13 protein-coding genes and 1 pseudogene are annotated in these 19,319 nt (G+C 66.9%); 2 read left to right on the top strand and 12 right to left on the bottom strand.

Annotated features, from left to right (window positions below):
- Window positions 1-79: 79 nt before the first annotated feature.
- The 12 genes and pseudogenes from tagQ to tagH form a co-directional block, all read right to left on the bottom strand.
- Window positions 80-997 carry a type VI secretion system-associated lipoprotein TagQ gene (gene tagQ, locus GKC70_RS22230; protein ID WP_342649944.1) on the bottom strand — a complete coding sequence of 306 codons (918 nt, stop codon included), beginning with the start codon at window positions 995-997 and terminating at the stop codon, window positions 80-82.
- Window positions 998-1,065: 68 nt separating this feature from the next.
- Window positions 1,066-2,865, bottom strand: a complete 1,800-nt coding sequence (locus GKC70_RS22235) for an SUMF1/EgtB/PvdO family nonheme iron enzyme (RefSeq protein WP_342649945.1) — start codon at window positions 2,863-2,865, stop codon at window positions 1,066-1,068.
- Complete coding sequence (locus GKC70_RS22240) at window positions 2,858-4,072, bottom strand: FtsX-like permease family protein (protein WP_317870921.1); 1,215 nt, start codon at window positions 4,070-4,072, stop codon at window positions 2,858-2,860. Before GKC70_RS22240 ends, GKC70_RS22235 begins: the two co-directional genes overlap by 8 nt.
- The gene (locus GKC70_RS22245; protein WP_342649946.1) at window positions 4,072-4,788 is read right to left on the bottom strand and encodes an ABC transporter ATP-binding protein; all 717 of its coding nucleotides are present in this window, start codon (window positions 4,786-4,788) and stop codon (window positions 4,072-4,074) included. The genes GKC70_RS22240 and GKC70_RS22245 overlap by 1 nt, the downstream gene beginning before the upstream one ends.
- Window positions 4,788-7,805: a serine/threonine-protein kinase gene (locus GKC70_RS22250; RefSeq protein ID WP_342651565.1), complete on the bottom strand. Its 3,018-nt coding sequence runs from the start codon at window positions 7,803-7,805 to the stop codon at window positions 4,788-4,790. The genes GKC70_RS22245 and GKC70_RS22250 overlap by 1 nt, the downstream gene beginning before the upstream one ends.
- An 8-nt stretch (window positions 7,806-7,813) precedes the next feature.
- Entirely contained in the window at window positions 7,814-8,533 is a 720-nt protein-coding gene (locus tag GKC70_RS22255) for a protein phosphatase 2C domain-containing protein (protein ID WP_039582640.1), read from the bottom strand.
- A pseudogene (gene tagF / locus GKC70_RS22260) lies at window positions 8,530-9,191 on the bottom strand (type VI secretion system-associated protein TagF). Before tagF ends, GKC70_RS22255 begins: the two are co-directional and overlap by 4 nt.
- Window positions 9,188-12,694 carry a type VI secretion system membrane subunit TssM gene (gene tssM, locus GKC70_RS22265; RefSeq protein ID WP_342649947.1) on the bottom strand — a complete coding sequence of 1,169 codons (3,507 nt, stop codon included), beginning with the start codon at window positions 12,692-12,694 and terminating at the stop codon, window positions 9,188-9,190. The pseudogene tagF and the gene tssM overlap by 4 nt, the downstream one beginning before the upstream one ends.
- The gene (locus tag GKC70_RS22270) at window positions 12,691-13,998 is read right to left on the bottom strand and encodes a DotU family type VI secretion system protein (protein WP_039582637.1); all 1,308 of its coding nucleotides are present in this window, start codon (window positions 13,996-13,998) and stop codon (window positions 12,691-12,693) included. The genes tssM and GKC70_RS22270 overlap by 4 nt, the downstream gene beginning before the upstream one ends.
- 6 nt (window positions 13,999-14,004) lie before the next feature.
- Window positions 14,005-15,339 (bottom strand): type VI secretion system baseplate subunit TssK, encoded by a 1,335-nt coding sequence (tssK, locus tag GKC70_RS22275; RefSeq protein WP_342649948.1) that lies wholly within the window; start codon window positions 15,337-15,339, stop codon window positions 14,005-14,007.
- Between the two features lie 15 nt (window positions 15,340-15,354).
- Window positions 15,355-15,846 carry a type VI secretion system lipoprotein TssJ gene (tssJ, locus tag GKC70_RS22280; protein ID WP_342649949.1) on the bottom strand — a complete coding sequence of 164 codons (492 nt, stop codon included), beginning with the start codon at window positions 15,844-15,846 and terminating at the stop codon, window positions 15,355-15,357.
- Window positions 15,847-15,894: 48 nt separating this feature from the next.
- The gene (tagH, locus tag GKC70_RS22285) at window positions 15,895-17,295 is read right to left on the bottom strand and encodes a type VI secretion system-associated FHA domain protein TagH (protein WP_342649950.1); all 1,401 of its coding nucleotides are present in this window, start codon (window positions 17,293-17,295) and stop codon (window positions 15,895-15,897) included.
- A 405-nt stretch (window positions 17,296-17,700) separates the two neighbouring features.
- Between tagH and tssA the strand changes: the two genes are divergently transcribed.
- Both tssA and tssB read left to right on the top strand, forming a co-directional pair.
- Window positions 17,701-18,741 (top strand): type VI secretion system protein TssA, encoded by a 1,041-nt coding sequence (gene tssA / locus GKC70_RS22290; protein ID WP_342649951.1) that lies wholly within the window; start codon window positions 17,701-17,703, stop codon window positions 18,739-18,741.
- 56 nt (window positions 18,742-18,797) lie between these two features.
- Window positions 18,798-19,313, top strand: coding sequence for a type VI secretion system contractile sheath small subunit (gene tssB / locus GKC70_RS22295; protein WP_029613826.1), 516 nt, complete (start codon window positions 18,798-18,800; stop codon window positions 19,311-19,313).
- Window positions 19,314-19,319 lie beyond the last annotated feature (6 nt).

Raw genomic sequence — 19,319 nt, forward strand, 5'->3', positions numbered from 1 at the left:
GCTGCACCCGACGCGCCACCGGTCGCACGGGGCGGACCGGCGTCGCGAAAAGGGGCGCGCAGCGCCCCATGGCATTCCATCAAACGTTCGGGCAAGGCACCGGTGCCCAGTCGCCCATGTCCGGGTTGCGGCACATGCTGTTGACCTGATCGGTACCGGCCTTGGCCACTTGCTGGGCCTGCGCCTTCTTGCTGCTGGCGTTCTGCAGGGTCTTCTCGGTGGCTACGGCTTCGCTCGGCACAGTGTTGCTGGCCTTGGACGAGGCTTTCTTGCCAGCCGCTTTGCCGGTGGCCTTCGGCGGCTCGACCGCAGCGACCACTTGCGAGCGCTGCACGCCCACTTGCTTGAGGTCTTGCTCGTAGGCCTGGGTGTAGTTGTTCAGGTTCTCACCCAGACGACCGTTCACGGCGGTCAGCAGGTTGTTCGATTCCTGCAGGCCCGAGACGATCTCGGCCAGGCGCTTGCGGCCTTCGGTGTCGTTGATGCGGTTGGCCTTGCGGTTCTGGATCAGGCTGGCGAACTCGCGCTGGTAGCACGACTGCGAGGCCTTGGCGTACTGGGTGGTGCGGTCCAGGTCGGCGGCGCTCTTGTCGATGTCGGCGGCGTAGGAGGCGATGCGCTGCTTGTCGTCGCTGATCTGCTTCTGACGCTCGGTGTAGTACCCCGCCGCGCCGCCCACCAGGGCACCGCCGGCCGCGCCGATGGCAGCGTTACGGCCACGCTTGTCGCCATCGACCATGGCCCCGGTCAGGGCACCGCCGACAGCCCCCAGCAGCGCGCCGGTGGCGACCGAACGGGTCATGTCACCGTCGGTGGAGCGCAGGTGCTGCACCGGCTCGTAGCAGTTGGGGTAGTACTCCACCTTGGTGCTGGCGCCCACCTTGGACACCGGCGAGCCGGCGCAGCCGGTCAGCAGCACGGTGCTGAAGCCGGCGGCGAGCAGCAGGGCAGTTCGAGCCTTGGAAGCGGAGATCAGGGAGGTGCGGTTCATGCGCATGGTCGGGTTCTCTCTCGGGTTGTGCAAATCCGGCCAGCGTCATGCCGGCCGGAGGTTGGGCAAAGGGTTCAGGGTCGTGGAGCGGCCGAGGCCAGCAGCTCCTTGAGAATCGTCGCCGGGTCGGCCCGCCGGTTCTGGCGGTATTCGCCGACGTGGCGAACGAACAGGGTCGCGCGCGCCTCCAGGCTTCGGCCCAGTACCGGCTTGCGCTCCAGTTCCTGCTTGACCTGCTGGAACTGCGCCTGGATCACCGCATCGGTGTAGCGCGTGCCGCTGGCCAGGTTGTCGATGTAGATCGCCAGCGCGCCGTCCAGCGCGCTGCGACCGTTGGCGATGGCCGCGCCGTACAGCTTGGCGCTGGTCTGGTCGCCCGCCGCCTGGGCCTTGGCCTGGGTGTTCTGCAGGTTGGTCAGGCGGATGTTGTAGTTGTTGATGGTCTCGGCCACCAAAGCGGCGGACTGGATCAGGTTGCCGGCCGCTTCCTCGCGCTGGCGGGCGATCAGCGAGACATTGCGCTTGAGTTCTTCGTTGACCAGGCCCAGCTCGGCTTGCAGGCGCGGATCGCCGGAGCCGGCGATGATGCTGTCCAGGCGTTGGGTCGGGTCGGCGGCGGCGTCGATGTCATCGGTCAGGCCCGCCAACCGGCCTTCCTTCTGCCACTGCTCGAACAGTTCCTGATAGCGCGAACGCGGCGCCGACAGCGCACCGATGGCAACCCGGAAGCCGGTGGTCTCGTTGCGCTGCTCGGTGCCGTCGGCGCCGAACAGCGGGTACTCGCGGCGCATGCCGGTGAACAGCGTGGTCTCGCCTTCGAGGTAGTTGCCGCCCTTGACCACGAAGCCGCCATAGGCGCCCTGGCGACGCCCGGCATGCACCAACTGGAACGACTCCTGGACCATCTCGGCGGCATTGCCGATCACATCGAACAGCCCCAGCGGATTCGGCAGCTTGGTGCCGATCGGCATCAGCCGCGCCGCCTGGCCGGTGCCGCCGGCCACTTGGTTGTACACCGCCCAGTCGGCAAGCGGACCCTCGCTGTCGCTGCCCTCGACCTGGCGCGGGAACAACCGACCGTCGAGCTGCTGGCGGCTGACCGCCGAGCCGCCACGGGCCGCGAATTCCCATTCCACTTCGGTGGGCAGGCGCACGAAGCCGATGCCGCCGTCCTCGGCCTTACTGCCCCGACCACTGACTGGCAGCAGGTCGCGGTGATGCTTCATCAACCAGGCGCTGTACACCGCCGCGAAGCGCTCGGCCTCGAAGCGCGACAACTTGACCTTGGGCAGGCGCCCGGCCGCTTCGGTGACCGGCTCGCAGGTCGGCGCCGCCTCGCCACTGGCCAGCGACTGGGCCTGGGCCATCACCTGCGCGTACTGGCGCGCGGTGACTTCGTATTTGCCGATGAAGTACATCATCGGTTTGAGCGGGCTGCCGGCCTCGACCTTGGGCAGGCTGCCGGCGATCTGTTTCTGCCAGTCGGACGACAGGTCCTTCACGCTGAACTGACCGTTGATGAAGTCGCGGCGATAGCCGGAGATGAACGACTGCTTGTAGCCCGCCTCGCCCTCGCTGAAGGGATAGCCCAGGTTGACCTCGCGGTCGTCGAGGCTGCCTTGGGCCAGTACGTAGACGTGGCGGAAAACGATTTCACCGCCGCACGGCAGCGGCAGGCTGACGTCGTCCGGCAGCGGCTTGGGGTTGTCGAGCTTGCTCAGGGCTGCGGGGTCGGGCGTGGCCGCAGCGACGCTGGAGGAGGATTTGGGCTTGTCGTCGCCATCGGCGGGGGAGCAGGCGCCCAGCGCCATCGCGGCCACGACCAAGGACAGCACCTTCAGCAGCGCGGGGGCCGCTGCGGTTGATTTACACATCACGAATTCCTTGCGAAGCGTCGATCCGCGCCACTCGCCAGCCGCCCAGGGCGGCGGCGGCGGTGCTGGCCAACAGCACGGCCAGCAGCGCGACGAGATAGTGCATGGGCAGCAGATGCGCGGCGTATTCACCCGGCACCTGCATGAACAATCGGTTCAGGCCTTGCTCGGCCAGCAGGTACAACAGTGTTGCCAACAACACCGCCAACAACCCGCTGTACAAGGCCTGCAACACCACGAACAGCAACAGCGCGGCAGTGCCCAGGCCCAGCAGGCGCAGCACCGCCAGTTCGCGCTGCTTGCGCTGCACCGCCGCCACCGCACCCGCCGCCGTGGCCGCTACGGCGCCGGCCACCGCCAGGCTGGCGATGATCCAGAACACCAGGTCCAGGTTGCGGCCCAGCGACTGCACCTGGGCGATCTGCGCGGCCTGGGTCGACACCAGCAGCTTGCGCTCGGCGAAGAAGCGCCGCAGCGGCTCGACATCGTCGAGCGTGCGGGCGTAGAGGCGAAACGCTGGATAGACCCGCGCCGCAGCCGCCACCGCGTCCGGCGCCTCGCCGCTCCAGCCCAACGCAGGCACCGCGCGGCCGTCGCGGTAGTCTTCGGCTGCCTCCAGCAACGCCAGCGAAGCAAACAGGCCGTCGCGCTCGAAGGCCGCCAGCGGCAGCACCGCACGCACATGCAACGGCGTCTGCCGCCACTGCACATCGCCGCCCTGCTGGCGATTGAAACTGCCCAGCAGACGATCGCCCGCCCGCGCGCCAAGCTTTTCTGCAGCGGTGAAGCTCAGCACCACATCGCGCAGATCGGCAGGGTCCGGTGCCACCGCGCCATCGAGCAGCGGATCGCCCGCTGCGGTGGGCAGCATCTCGACCGTCACCCCGCGCCCCTGCGCCGGCAGCAACAGCTCGGCGGTGGCAGCGATCTGCCGGGTGCGCGGGATGGCGAAGGCCACGTCGGAACGCGCTGCCAGTCGCGCAATGAACTCGGCGCTGAAACGACCGCCGCCCAGCGCGATGATTTCGCGCACACCGGGGTCGCGTTGCAGGCGCTCGGTCAGGCTGCCGATCAAACCGAACTTCAGACCGAACAGCACCAGCAGCGGCGCGATCACCGCTACCAACGCCAGCACCGCGCAGGCCGACAGCCGCGCGTCGGTGCGATAGTCCTGCCAGGCCAGCCTGGCGATCAGCAGCGGGCGCATCAGGCGGCCTGCTCCAGGGTGGTGGTGACGCCGCCATCGGCATCGCGGCGGCACTGCATGCGCAGCACCCGCAGCCCGGCGTTGCGCGCCAGCGTCTCGTCGTGGGTGGCGATCACGCAGGTCACCCGGTGCGCCTCGGCCTGGCGCAGCAGCAACTGCATCACCCGCTCGGCGTTGAGCGGATCGAGCGCCGCCGTCGGCTCGTCGGCCAGCAACAGCGTCGGTGCATGGACCAGGGCACGGGCACAGCTGACCCGCTGACGCTGGCCCAAGGAGAGATCTGCCGGCCGCTTGTCCAACTGATCGCTGACGTCCAGCGCCGCCGCCAGACGCTCCACGCCACCGTCATCGGCCAGGCCGAGCAACTGGCGCGGCAAACGAATGTTGCCGCGCACATCGAGAAACCCGAGCAGGCCGCCCGCTTGCAGCACATAGCCCAGATGGCGGCTGCGCAGCGCCGCCAGGCGATCGAGCTGGCGCGCCCGCCATAACCCGGCGATGTCCTGCGCGGCGCCGTCCAGTTCGAGACTGAAACGCTCGGCAGCGTCCGGCGCCAGCACCAGCGCCAGCAGGTCGAGCAAGGTGCTCTTGCCGCAGCCGCTGGGGCCGACCAGCGCCACCCGCGCACCGGCCGCCAGATGCAGCTCGCCGATCTCCAGGCTGTAGCGCTGGGCACCCTGCCCGCGCGTTTTGCGCACCCCCTGCACGTTGATCATCACGGCAGCGTCGACAGTGGGACACGGTACAAGGCGTCGCCCGGCTCGGCCTTGCCGAAACGCACCCAGTTGGCCATGTCGTTGTGGAAGGTTTCGTAGAGGCGAATCTTCGACTCCAGCTCGTCGATGAAGTCTTCCTGCTCGGCCACCGACAGCGACAGCCACAGGTCCTGGGTCATGCTCAACGACTTGCTGCGATACGGCAGGCCTTCGAGGTACTCGCCGAGCACGCCACCCTGGGCCAGGTTGGCGCCCTTGCTCAGTGCGCTCGGGTCGCGGCTCATGTAAGCGCTGGCGCTGGCGATCTCGTTGAAGAAGTCGCCCGGCGAGCTGCGGGTCTTGCGCGCGGCATCGACGATCAGCTTGAGCGATTGCTGCAGGTCGTTGAGCTGCAGCTTGGTGAGCATCACGCACACTTGCAGGGTCGGCAGCGCCGGGTTGGTCAGGTCGCGGTCGGCGGTCCAGGCGCTGACCAGTTGCGGCGCCTGGCTGGCGCTACGCCGGCCGAGGAAGTCCATGTGCATGGCGTAGCCCACCGCCTGGGTCTTGGCCGCCAGGCTGGAGCCGGCGCCCAGCATCGGCACCGGCTGCGGCTGCTGGCTGCGGACCTGATGCACCAGGTCCGCAAAGGTCGAACCAATTTCCCGCACCCGTTCGCCGAAGGCCTTCACCTCACCGCCCGGCACGCCCACGTAGAGATCGCCAATGCGCGGGTTGCTGTCGGCGGTGAGCACGCGGTACTGCTGCTCGGCCGAGCCGTGGTTCTTGATCCCGGCGGGGGTGCGCAGGTGCAGCGCGTAGATCTTGATCTGCTTGCTCAACGCTGCCTGACGGACTTCGGCTTCGTTCATCTGCGTGCTGCTTTGCGGATCGCTCTTGCGCAGCGCGCCCGCGTCGGTGACCAACAGCACGATGCGCCCGCCATAGCCGGACCAGTCCATGCCCTCGACCGCCTGCATCACGCCGGCAAACGCATCCTCGTTGAACGACTGGCTGGAGACGGTGGTGGCCTTGACCTGCGCGGCGGCCTTGAGGAACCGTGCCGGATCGCGGCCTTCGTCCAGGGTCACCAGGGTCTTGCTCAGGTACTCCAGCCCCGGCGTGCGCTTGATGCTGTTGCGAAAGCCCACCAGGCCGAAGCTGACGCTGTCCAGTTCGCCGCGGTCGGCCAACTGCGCCTGCAATTCGCTGACCACCTGGCGCACGCGGTCGATGTAGGGCTGCATCGACACCGAGGTGTCCACCACCAGCACGATGCCGGTACGGAAGTTGTTGTCGGCTGCGCCCGTGGCAGGCGTCTGGGACGCTTTGGTGGCCTCGCCGGACGCGCCCGCACCGGGATCGATCGAGGCGATGTTAAGCAACTGCGCAGGTTGTCCGTCGGCGTCGAAGCTCTCGCGGTAGTCGAAGATCGGCATCAGGTAGAACTGGTCTTGCGGCACAGCGTTGGCGGTAGGCTCCAGCGCCAGCACCTCGGGCGCCTGGGCCGGATCGTTCTGCGCCTGGAGCAATTGCGCGCGGGCGCGGTTGCTGTCGTCGAGCAACTGCTGCACATCGTCGGGCTGACGCATGAACATCACCGGCGCGCGGCCGGAGCGTTCGGTGAACTTGAGCACCAGGCTCTGCTTCCAGTCACTGGTCTGCTCGGCGGCGAGCCAGCCTTCACGCTGCCCGTCGCTGGCAGCACCGACCTGCACCCAGGGCTGACCGTCGACGTCCTTGCGCTGGTAGACGTAGAGCACCGAGAACGCCGGCAGCGGCTCGCCCGCCTGACCTCCAGGACTGTCGGCCAGACGCGCACCAGGCTTGGTCAGCACGCGTTGGAACAGCGTCTTCTTGCCGGGCATGAGCAGCGGACGCTGATCGTCCGTGGCGGCTGTCGCCAGAGGCGGCGGTGTCTGGGCGTGAGACGGTGTCTGCACCCCCGGCGGTTCGACGGCAGGCTGGTCACCGCCACTGAACAGCCAGTAGCCACCGGCAGCCAACCCCAGCGCCGCCGCGATGGCCACCGCAAGCAGGGCGACCGCAGGCTTTTTCTTCGCAGCCTTGGACGGCGCGGGCGCGGGCTGGGGCTGGAGAGGTGGCGGCTTGATCGGCTCTGGGCGCGCAGCGGCCTGGGGAATGTCGATGGAGACCGGGGTCAATCCGCCCAACGCCGGCGCCGGCGCAGACACCGAGTCCGGCCCGATGCTCGCCACGGGCATGAACACCGTGCTGTCGCCCTCGGCGGGCAGACGGTCCAACGCCGCCAATAGCGCATCGGCATCGGCGAAGCGTGCAGTAGGATCCTTGGCCAGCAAGCCGTGCAGGATGTCCTGATAACGGCCGTGCTCGATGGGTAGTTCCGGCAGCGGTTCGGTCAGGTGCGCCAGCGCCGTGGAGAGCGCGTCGACACCGTTGTACGGCAGCTTGCCGACGAGGATTTCATACAGCACCACGCCCAGCGCGTAGAGGTCGGCGCGCCCGTCGATCTCGAGCCCGCGCGCCTGCTCCGGGCTCATGTAGCTGGGCGTGCCGATGGCGAAGCCGGCCTGGGTGAACTGGGTGTGGTCATCCAGCGACTTGGCGATGCCGAAGTCCGACAGCACGGCAGTGCCGTCGGCGCGGAACAGGATGTTGGCCGGTTTCACATCGCGGTGCACCAGGCCCTGGGCATGGGCATAGCCCAGCGCCTGGGCCATCTGCCGCACGTAGACCAGCCCCTGTTCGGCGCTCAAACCCGCCGCGATGCGCTCCTTGAGCGTGCCGGCCGGCAGGTACTCCATGGCCATGTAGTACAGCTCGCCGACATTGCCGATGTCGTGGATGGTGGCGATGTTCGGATGCGCCAGGCGCGCCAGGGTGCGGCCTTCGCGCAGGAAGCGCTCGCAGAAGGTCGGATCGGCCGCCAGGCTGGCCGCCATCACCTTCAGCGCCACCTTGCGTTGCAGCGAACGCTGGGTGGCCAGGTAGACGCTGGCCATGGCGCCCTGGCCAATTTCGCCGTCGATGTCGAAACCGGGGATCTGCATGTCGATGTCGTTCTTCAATTGGCCTTCACCACCACGGCTGTGATGTTGTCGGGGGCGCCACGGGTCAGGCCGAGATGGACCAGGCCGCGCACCACCTGATAGGGGTCGGCGTGGTGCAGCACCTCGCCGATTTCGAGGTCTTCGGCGGTCTTGGTCAGGCCGTCGCTGCACAGCAGGTAGGTATCGCCGGGACGTACTTGCACCGAGAGACTCTGCAATTGGAGCTGATCCTCCACGCCGATGGCGCGGGTGACGATGTTGCCGCGTGGGTGCACGCGCGCCTCGGCTTCGCTGAGCAGGCCACTGTCCTGCAGCTCCTGGACATAACTGTGGTCATGGCTAAGGCGCTCGATGCGTCCGTCGCGCAGGCGGTAGAGTCGGCTGTCGCCGGCCCACAGCGCGACGCCCTGATCGCCGCGCACGGCCAGTACCACCACCGTGCTGCCCATCATCGACACGCCCCGGCGATGGGTTTCCTCGCGGACCGCGCGGTTGACGCGCACCAGGGTGTCGCGCACGGCTTGGGCGCGCGCCTCGAGCGGCGCCGGCAGTGGCAACTGCCGCAGGCTGTCGACGGTCAGGCTGGCCACGTAATCGCCCGCCGCATGACCGCCCATGCCGTCGGCCACCGCCCACAGGCCATCGGCCGCCAGGTCCAGGCAGGCGTCCTCGTTGATCTTGCGCACCATGCCAACGTGGCTGTAACTGGCGGCACTGTAATGCAGGGTCGTCATCCGCCGAGCACCTCGTCGCCCAACAGGAATGCGGCGAAGTGCTCGCTGCGCGGCAGACCCGGGTAACGCATCAGGCCCGGCGCGATGCGCTCCGAGCCGCGCCCCCACCACAGGCTCATGCCTTCGCAGGCGCACTCGGCCAGCGCGTGTGCGCGGCCCTCGGGGTGGTCGCGGTCAAGCGTTGCAGGCCACCGACGCTGAGTACGGATACCGCGCCCTGAATGCCCGTGCTGTCAGCGCCGTAAGGCTGCACGGCGCGCTCGAACGCGTCCAACGGCGCCCCTTCCTCCAGCGTGTCCAACAATGCCGCCTCGACCGCCTCGAACCAGGCATCGCTGCCGGCCACGATCGCCGCCAGCGACGTCTGCGGCCCCAGCACCTGAGCGACGGTCAGCGGGAAGTAGCGCCCGACCCGGTCGATGCTGGGCATCACGACGCCAGTCACCGCCTGAGGCCCGCACACGCCGGGCGCCAAGGCAAAGCGCCACAATGGGCTGACCAGGTAGGCCTGTAGCCACTGTTCGCCCAACTGCCGCTGACTGGCTTGAATGCCAGCGGCCAGCCACTGATCCCAGGGCTGGATGAAGGTCTGCGGCAGGTCGCGGCTGACGAAGTCGCCGCGACAGGCCATTTTCCCGTAGAAACCCACGTCGTTCACAGATGCTCCGGCAGGCTGAAACCGCTGACCACTCGGCTGCGGAACGGATTGAACGCGCTGCTGGCACGCAGCTCGTAGGACACGCTGGCGCCATCGACGCGCAGGCGTAGGTTGAAGCGCTCCGGCGAACTGCCGGCACTGAGATCGGACTGATCGAGCAAGCGGAACCACGCCCACGGCCCCTCCAGCGTCATCCCAGAGCGACCGCTGGCCGCCGGGGGAGAGATCGACAGGCGCACCACGCCGATACTGTTGGGGTTCGGCCACTGCAGCGACACCGGGCGACTCGGACCATGGTCGTAGCTGACCTGCTGACCGTCGAGGTCGAGCAGGAATTGAGTGATCGAGGCGTCCATCGCCACCGGCTTGAGCTCGAAACGCACCCCCGGTTGCAGGCCGCCGCTGGTGCGGAAGAAGGCATCGCGAATGGTCGCGGCGCGCTGGAAGGTGTTCAGCACGCCGCCACCGATGCCCAGCTTCTGCGCGGCGCCCGGCTGCCAGCTCCAGGGCGACGTGGCCGTGTTGACGTAGGGTTGCAGGTACTTGCGGAAGTAGTTGTCCATCACCCCGCCCACACCGAAGAACTGGCCGAAGTCTTCCAGGGTGGCATCGCGTGGGCTGCCGGCGCTCAGTGGATAGCGCCCGCTAAGCGACTGACGGTAGACATTGACCACCTCGCTGGTCCAGGCGGCGTTGAGCTGATTGCGCACCCCGCCCATGACGATGGCGTTGGTCGAGCCGACCACCGAACCGACCAGGTTCTGCACCAGCTTGGGCTGGCGCGCCGCGCCCAGCGACACGCGCTGCGAAGCCGCCTGCGCCTGGTTCTTGGCCTCGCCCAGCAAGGCATCGCCACTGGCGCCGACCATGGCGCTGACTTGCACGTACAGCGCGTTGAGGTCGGCCAGCAAGCCGTCGAGCGAACTCGGCTGGCCCTCGCCGCTGGCGATCAGTTCGGCCAGTTCAGCGAAGTGGGCCGTGACCGGGTCCACCTCACGCGCCTGCGCCTCGGTGCCCGGAATCGGCGTGTCGCCCAGCAGGCCACCGAGGCGCTGGCGCAACTGATCAACCCCGGCCTGCTCCACCTTGGCTTGGGCCTGGTCGAGCACGGTCGGCTGTTGCAGGTCGGTTTCCTTGGCCACCGCCTGCAGCAGCTTCTTCAGCGGCGAGGTCGGCCCGGACAATACGCGCAGCACGTCGGCAGCCTGCCCGGCGCTGGTGATGGGCACGAAATCGAGATCGGCCAGCAGCGCATCCCACTGGCGGATGTAGTCCTGGTAATAGAGCTGGCGCACGTCGTCGGCCAGGCGCTTGGCATCGCTGGCCTCGCTCAGCTCGCGACCCAGCACCCAGCGCTCCTCGGCCAGGGTTTCGGCGTGGGCGACGCTGGCGGCGAGAAACGCTTTGCGGTAACCGTCGACGGTGAAGATGCCCGGCAGCGGATCGGTCAACGGCTTGCCGCTCTTGCGCTGGAACACCAGCGCCGCATCGCGACCGGCCGCGTCGCTGAGGCGAAAATCGCTGACACCGTTCGGCAGTTTCTGACGCTTGACCCGGTCATACACCCGTTGCGCCACCGGCAATTGCTGCAACTGACGGCGGGTGTCGTCGATCAGGCGCTGGTCCAGTCGCGCATTGGGCGGGCGCTTGTCGAACAGCGCCGAGAGGTGCTGCTCCAGTGCCTGACGTTGTTCCGGGGCCAGATCGCGCGGCAGATGACGCTCCCAATCCAGGCTGATCCAGGCCTTGATGAAGTCGGCGTCGTAATGCTCGCTGTCGGCAAGCATGAGATAGGCCTTGAGGCCTTCGTAGAGGTAATCCGACGGGCCACCGGCATACAACTGTTCCTCAATGCGGGTGACCAGGCGCGGGGCGAAGATGGCGATCAGCAGCTTGCGGTAGACGCTATCGGACTCGCTCTCGAGCATATCGCCCTGATACAGGCCCAGGCCCTCGGCCCAACTGGGCGGATCGTTGGCCAGGCGGCGCACGGCATTGAGCAACGGCAGCACCTCGATCACTTCGCGCTGCGCCGGGCTCAGTTCCTGGACGCTCTTGCCCAGCGGTTTGAGGCGGCTGTCGACTTCGGCGATGTACTGCTGGTTGGCGCGGTAGCTCAAGGTCCACAAGGTGCCGACCACCAGCACCAGCGCCACGCTCAAGGCCAGGGCACCGCGTGCGATCCATTTGCGTCGGCGCTCCCCCTTGGGATCGCTGCCCACCAGCCCGCGTTCGGCGAAGGCCACGGCGGTGAACAGCTTCTCGATGAAGTAGCTGCGCCCCGTGCCGGTCTGACGCGCCAGGTGCGCACGGTCCAGGCCCATGCTCTGCGCCATGCTGCCGATCAGGCGGTCGATCGGGCTGCCTTCCTGGGTGCCGCTGGTGAAGTACACCCCGCGCAGCAGCGCCCGCTCTTCGAAGGCATTGGGTTTGAACACGCCGTCGAGGAAGCTCTTGAGGTTGCCACGCAGCGCCGCGAACTGCTGGATGAAGCCATAGACCAGATCGCGCCGCGCCGGGTCGCGTTCCTGCTGGAGGCGTTCGACCAACCGCTGGTTCAGGCGCGCTTCCAGCAGGCCGAACTCTTGCTCGAACTGCGCCAGCGGCCCCTCGCCCTGCTGACCCTCATCCAGCGCGAAGGTCATGCCCCACACCTGAGCACGTTCTTCCTTGCTCAGGTTGTCGAAGAACTCCATGAACCCGGGCACCAGGTCGAGCTTGGTGAGCATCAGGTAGATGGGGAAGCGCACGCCGAGTTGGGTATACAGCTCCTGGATCCGCGTGCGAATCGCCGTGGCATGCGCGGCGCGTTCTGCATCGCTGCCCAGCAGCAGATCCGACAGGCTGATGGCGATGAAAGCGCCATCGATGGGACGCCGTGAGCGCTGCTGCTTGAGCAGGTCGAGAAAACCCAGCCAGGCGGCTTTGTCGACCTGGGCATGGCTGTCCTGAGTGGTGTAGCGGCCAGCGGTGTCGAGCAGCACGGCCTGGTCGGTGAACCACCAGTCGCAATTGCGCGTGCCGCCAACGCCGCGGATGGCGCCTTCGCCCAGTTGCGCGGCCAGCGGGAAGTGCAGGCCGGAATTGATCAGCGCAGTGGTCTTGCCCGAGCCGGGCGGGCCGATGATCACGTACCAAGGCAGCTCATAGAGATTACGCCGCTCGTCGCCGCCCAGACGCGCCTTCTTCAGCAGCACCAGGGCTTCGTCCATGCGCTGGCGCAGGTTCGCCAGTTCTTCGGCAGTGGCCAGGCTGGTAGGGTCCGGCGCCGTCTCGGCAGCCAGGCTTTCCAGCACCTTGGCCGCCTGGCGGCGGGCCTGGACGATGCGCCAGGTGCGGTAGGCGATCCACACCGCGAACAGCAGGATGATCAGGATCCAACGCGGCGCAGGCGGGGCCAGCACATCCAGCAGCGGACCCAGGAACCAGATGATAAGGCTCAGGGCGATCAGCCCCAGCACCGGGATCACCCAGCGGATGACGAAACTGAAAAACGCCTTCACTCGACGCCCTCCGCCAGAACTGTGATTTCCACCCGACGATTCTTCGCCCGGCCTTGCGCGGTGTCGTTCGACGCCAACGGCTCGGTGTCGCTCAGCCCCTGGGCGGTGAAACGCTCGGCCTGACCGGTGCGCGCCACCAGCAGCGACTTGACCTCTTCGGCACGGGCCTGGGACAGCGCCCAGTTCGAGGGGAAGCGGATCGTGGCGATGCGTTGGTTGTCGCTGTGCCCGGTCACGCGCACATTGCCCTTGACCTTGGAGACGGCCGCCGCAATGCGCTGCAGCAGGGGCTCGAAGTCGCCCTTGATGCTGGCGCTGGCCGACGCGAACAGTTCGTCACCGCGAATGGTCACCACCGAACGGTCGACCGCATCTTCGACCGAGACCCGGCCAGCCTTGATGTCATCGGCCAGGAAACCGGCCAGACGCGGGCGCTCGACGGGCTTGGGCTGCACCACGGGACGGTCCATGGCCTGCACCGGAATTTCCCCCAGCGCGTGAATGCCACGGAACACCGGCTCGGCGTCGGAGGCGAGCTTCATGCGCAGGCCGAACAACAACAGCAACAGCAACGCCAGGGCCACGGCCAGGCCGACCCATGGCGGGATGAACTGCGCCAGGCGGTCGCGGCTGACCGAGACGCCGCGCCAATGCGGCGACAGTTCGCGCTCGATCTCGCCACGGGCGCCGCGGATGGCTGCGGCGGTGCGTTCGCGCAGCGCTTCGAGCTGCGCGCGGCCCCCGTTCATGACCCGATAGCGGCCCTCGAAACCCAGGCTGGTGCACAGGTACAGCAGCTCCAGCAGGTTCAAGCGCTCACGCGGGCTCTGCAGGCAATGTTCGAGCAACTGGAAGGTCTTCTCCCCGCCCCAGGCCTCGTTGTGCACGGTGATCAGCAGGCTTTGCTTGCCCCAGTCGCTGCTGCTGCCCCACGGGGTGCTCAGCACCGCCTCGTCGAGGGCGGTGCACAGGGCGTAGCGTGCCAGCAGCACTTCGTTACGCGGCACACCGGCGGCGTCGGCACGCTCCTCGAACTGACGCAGGTAGGCCAGCAATTGTGCGCGCAGGCTGGCCGGGGCGGGATGGGCGATGGTGTTGCGCAGGCGTGTGAGCAAGGCCAGCAGCGGCCCGGCTGCCTGCTCCAGTGGATTGAGCCCGGCGCCCTGCCCAGGCGCCAGCGGCTCGGCCGGCACGCTCAGAGGCGGCGGTGCGGGCTGCGCCGGTGTCGAGGGCTGCGGACCACGGCCACCGGGGCGCGGCATGAATTGGGTCCGGTCATTGCCTTGAGGATCGTCGTGCTGCATCGCGGCTTATCCTCGAATGGCCCAGAACGCCAGGCTCAACCCAGGGAACTCGCCAGCGACGTAGAAGGCGAAGCCACCGGAATGCTGCAACTGTTTCCAGTGCTCGCTGCCACGGTCGAGCTCAAAGTAAGTGGAACCGGCATGGAACGGGATCTGCCTGGGCGCCACCGGCAACGGCAACAGGCCGATGCCAGGCAATTGCAGGTTGACCAGGTCGCGGATGTGTTCGACCGAGCCGATCTTGCTCTGCTGGCCGAACCGACTGCGCAGGGTTTCGCTGGGCACATCGGCGCGCACCACCAGGATGAAGCTGGCGCTGTCCAGCAGGCTGCGGTCGGCCAGCATGCCCACGTGCACGCCATAGGCTTTCTCGACGATCGGAATGGCCACCGCCTTGCTGTCGATCAGCATCGACAGGGCTTGGCGCAGGGAGGCCATCAGCGGCTGGAACGTCGCCGCCAGATCATCGTGCTGATAGGCCGGGAAGCTCTCCGGACGCCGGCCGTCCTGGGTGAAGGTGGCGAACTCGCCGGCAAGGGCGACCAGTTCGCTGAACAGCCGCTCCGGGTGCAGCGGGCTGAGCTGCCCCAGGTGCTCGACCAGCGGCTGCGCCCGGTTGACCAGTTGCAGCAGCATGAAGTCGGCGATTTCCGAGGCGCCGCCGTTGGCCGAAGCCACCACGCGCCCGGCCAGCGCTTCGCCGCGTTGATGCAGCAGACCCAGCAATTCGCTGCGGAAATTCGCCAACGTATCGCTCACCGCCACGTCCAGCACGGGCGGGATGTAGCTGTCATCGAGCACCAGCGCGCGGTCCGCGCGCTTCTCACGGATACGCAGCACGCCCAGCGCCGCGTAGTCGCCCAAGCCCTCGCGTTCGGACAACAGACGCAGAGCGCGACTGCCCAGGGCCAACGGCGCGCGGTTCTCGAACGGCGCATTGTCGTCGCGCACTTCGCTGACCCGGGCCACGTAACGCGCGCCGTCCAGCGGTTCACCTTCATCGACGGTGTCGCGGGCGCCGGCGCGCTTGAGCGGCAGGCCCAGATAGATCACCGCGTCGCGCAGGTCTTCGGGAATTTCCAACGGCGGCGGTGGCAGGTCGTCACGCGGGATGTCGAACGGCGTACCGTCCGGCAACAGGCCACGGGCGCTGATGATCGCCAGCTTGCCCTGGGCCAGCAGGCCCTGGTCGATCAGCAACTCGGAGAAGCCCCAGGCGGCCGTGGACAGCGGGCGACTGCGGGCATCGATGAACGTCTCCAAGTAGCGGTCGTGCTGCTGGAAGTGCTGAGTCGTGATGAACATGCCTTCCGACCAGACCACGCGATTGTTCCAGGACATGGGTTCTCCGTTTGCCTAGCGGGCAGGGACAGGTTGTGGTGTGGCCACGGCGCTGCGCACGGCGCGCACATCGAGGCTGATCTGGTAGTCGTGTGGCGGCACCGGCAGCACGCTGCGCCATTGCGCCCGATCGACCTCACGGTAGCCGACGACCAGGCCGACCAGGCGCGTGGCCGGGTTCAACGGACGGTCGAGTTGCAACTGCCGACCGGGCTGCAGCAGCACCTCGTCCTGATCGACGAGGTCGGCCCCCAAGGTGGCCTGAGCGCGCTCGGCCAGGGCGAAATAGTCAGCGCGCTCGAAGGCGGCGGCGTTCTTCAGCTCGTAGACCCGCACCCGTACCGGCGCGGGCGTGCCGTCGGCGCCCGGATTGAGGCCAGCGGCGGCGCTGAAGTACAGGCTGACTCCGGGCGCCTCGTGGTCAGCCGACGCGGGTGCGGGCGCGTCTTTGCTGCAGGCACCGAGCAGCACCAGGGCCAGTGCCGCGATCAGTCGTGTTGCATTCATGTTCGTCCTCATGACGTCCTGTAACTCTTCCTGTCCTGAAGCACAGCCTCAGGAACGTTGCATTCTTGCGGTATGGGCTTCGTAGGCGCGGCTGAACTCGCGGCCGAACAAGTCCTGGAAATCGTCCTGCGCTTCGCGGGAAATCTGCCCGTAGAGCTGGGTGAACTGCTGCCACAGATGGGCCTGGCGCGAGCCACCGAACAGCCTGGCCAGGCCTGCCGCAGGCGCCAGCCGCGCTTCCAGTTGCCCAGGCTCGAAGCGGGTCAGCAGGTGCTTGATGGCGGCTTCGACGCCAGCCATCACTGCCAGTTGGTGGGCACGCAAATCATCGAAACTGTCGCGCACGGCCTGGTCGGCCGGCATGAATGCCTGACTGCCCTGGCGCAGCAACAGCAGCAAGGCCTCATCGGCATTGGGGGCGAACTTGAGCGGGTTGTTCTGCACGGGGGCGATGGTGGTCTGCTGCATGCGGAACTCGCCCTTGAGGCTGCTGCGCGCGCGCAGGACATCGATCAGCCCTTCGACCATCAAGCGGTAGCTGCGCCCGACGGCCTCCATCTGCGCAGCCGCATCCTCGGCGTCGAAACGCAGGTGGTCGATCCCGGCACCGCGCAGGAATGCCTGTAGAAGGCCCTGGTCAGCGGCAGGCGGGGCGGGCGGCGCTGCCGCGACGGGCGTTGAGGGCGGCGGCTGAAGCCTCTGCGGCGGGGCGATCGGCGGCGCAGGCTCAGCCGCCAACGGGCTTTCGAAAGCCGGTAAGGGCGGGATGTCTGGCGCGGCAGCGGGCACAGGCGCAGGCGCGGGACTGTCGTCGAAGGGGTTCCAGTCTGCTGGAATGGCCCCGATACCAGGCGCTGCAGGAGGCGGCGGCGCAGGAGCGGGCGCAACGGGCGCAGGTGGCCGGAAATCGTGTTGTTGGGCCGGTACGTGGTCGGGCTGGCTGGCCGGAGGCACACTCGATGCACCCAGGAAATCGAACAAATCTGGCAGGGTGTCGTGGCTGGACGCCCCCTGCAGCAACGCCGCAGAGGCCGGAGCGATGGGCGAGCTCGACGCTGCGACCTGATTGGCCATCAGCGCCTCGAAGCTCTGAGCGCCTGGCTGACGACTCTCGTCGACGGAAAAGCCCGAATCGATACGCGCCTGGATCTCGTAATCGCCGATCCGGATGAGTTCGCCGTCCATCAACGGTTCACTGTTTCCACGGCGAAGACGCACGCCGGCCTGAACCAACTCGATACCGTTGGTACTGCTATCCGTTATGTAGTAACGCCCTTCACGGAATTGGACTACACAATGACTTGAAGATACCAACCGCTCAGGATCAGGTAATACCCAGTCATTGTTAGGACTTCTTCCTATGCTGACGGCACCATTTTCCACCGTGATCTCCGAGCATTGCCCTGGGGTGATCTTGTGGTAACTAGTGATAGTTAGGCAAAGTGCCATCACGCCTCCTGCATAGACTATAAACCTTGATTCCATTCAAATGGATGGACTGCTTTGCGCTACAGGACCAGACCTTGAAATCCACGTAATTTCAAAGGAGATGCGCTATTTATCGCTACAGAACCTGACAATCTAACTCACTCAAGCTGCACTTTGATGTCAGTTTCAGCGGCCGGCTGAAATTCTGCTGAAACGATCACACTCGGGTTTTCAGCGCGCTAGCTTACCTTGACAGCATTTTGGAAATAAACCATAAATGCGCAACTTTGAGCTGCAGCCGCTGATATCGGTTCAATATCAACCCTTAAAGTTCACCAGCGTTTTGTGCGCTGGTTCACACTTTTAAATTTTACCCTGCGCCATTTGCAGAGCCCCGCCACGGGCCGATATGGAGATCGATATCTGGTGAACTCCCAGGCACTGCTAGCCGCTGTTTCAGATGACTTCCCTTGTGGCGAAGACCTGGAATACGACGCCGACTTCCTGCAACTCGAACGCGATGCCCAAGGGCGTCCGGAACGGGTCATGGGCGATGCGGTACAGCCGGCCGAACCGCCTCAGTGGCGCACCCTCGAACAGTCCTGTATCTCCCTGCTGCAACGCAGCAAAGACCTGCGCATTACCCACTTCCTGGTTCAGTCCAACCTTGCCCTGCACGGTTTCGTCGGCCTGGCCGACGGCCTGGAACTGATCCGCGATCTGCTGGGCGAGTACTGGCTGCACCTGCACCCGCAACTCGATGCCTCGGACGACAACGACCCGACCGTGCGCGTCAACGCCTTGGCCGGTCTCATCTGCGAAGCCAACATCGCCTTGCTGCGCGAAGCCGTCCTGGCACGCTCGCGCGCGTTCGGCCCGGTGACCCTGCGTGCCGGCCTGCACGCCGCTGGCCTGCAGCACTTCGCCAGCGAAGACCTCAGCATCGAAGCCTTGGCCGCCGCACTGCGCGATGCCGACGCCGAAGAGCTCGAACAGACGCGCCAGGCCCTGACCCGAGCGCGCGAAGCCTGCGAAGCCATCGAACGACGGGTGAGCGACCACGTGGGCTCCGCCTCGGGCGTCGACCTGAGCGCGCTCAAGCAGCCGCTGCGCCTGGCCTCGCAAGTGCTCGCCGACTACGCACCCGGTGGCTCGCCATCGGCCACGGTACCCGACACGCCTGCGCATGAACCGCTCGACAACGACCAGACACCATCGGCCAGCGCCGCTACACCGAGCGCCCGCCCGCCAGCGCGGCCCGGCGAAGTGAACAGCCGCGACGATGTCCGCCAGAGCCTCGACCGGCTGCTGCAGTACTACGCCCGCCACGAGCCTTCGAGCCCACTGCCCGTGCTGCTGCGCCGGGCCAAGCACCTGGTCGATGCCGACTTCGCGACCATCGTGCGCGACCTGATTCCCGATGGCCTGTCGCAGTTCGAGAACCTGCGCGGGCCCCAGGACGACTGATACCACCGACAGCCGCAACGAACGACAGCGCCCCAGCGGCGACCAGGAGGAACCACGTGGCCAAAGACAGCTCCCAGAAATTCATCGCGCGCAACCGCGCGCCGCGCGTGCAGATCGAATACGACGTCGAACTGTACGGCGCCGAGAAGAAGGTCCAGCTTCCCTTCGTCATGGGCGTGCTGGCCGATCTGGCCGGCAAGCCGGAAGAACCGCTGCCGGCCGTGGCCGACCGCAAGTTTCTGGAGGTCGATGTGGACAACTTCGACTCGCGGCTCAAGGCGATGAAGCCTCGCGTGGCGTTCAACGTCCCCAACGAACTCACCGGCGACGGCAACCTGAGCCTGGACATCACCTTCGAGAGCATGGACGACTTCAGCCCGGCCGCCGTCGCGCGCAAGGTCGATGCCCTCAACCAATTGCTCGAGGCACGTACCCAGTTGGCCAACCTGCTGACCTACATGGACGGCAAGACTGGCGCCGAGGACATCATCCTCAAGGCCATCAAGGACCCTGCGCTGCTGCAGGCCCTGGCCAGTGCCCCGAAACCTGCCGACAACGAGCCGAGCGCCTGAGGAGCC

The sequence above is a fragment of the Pseudomonas sp. REB1044 genome (genome assembly GCF_038813925.1).
Classification (GTDB): Bacteria; Pseudomonadota; Gammaproteobacteria; order Pseudomonadales; family Pseudomonadaceae; genus Aquipseudomonas; species Aquipseudomonas boreofloridensis.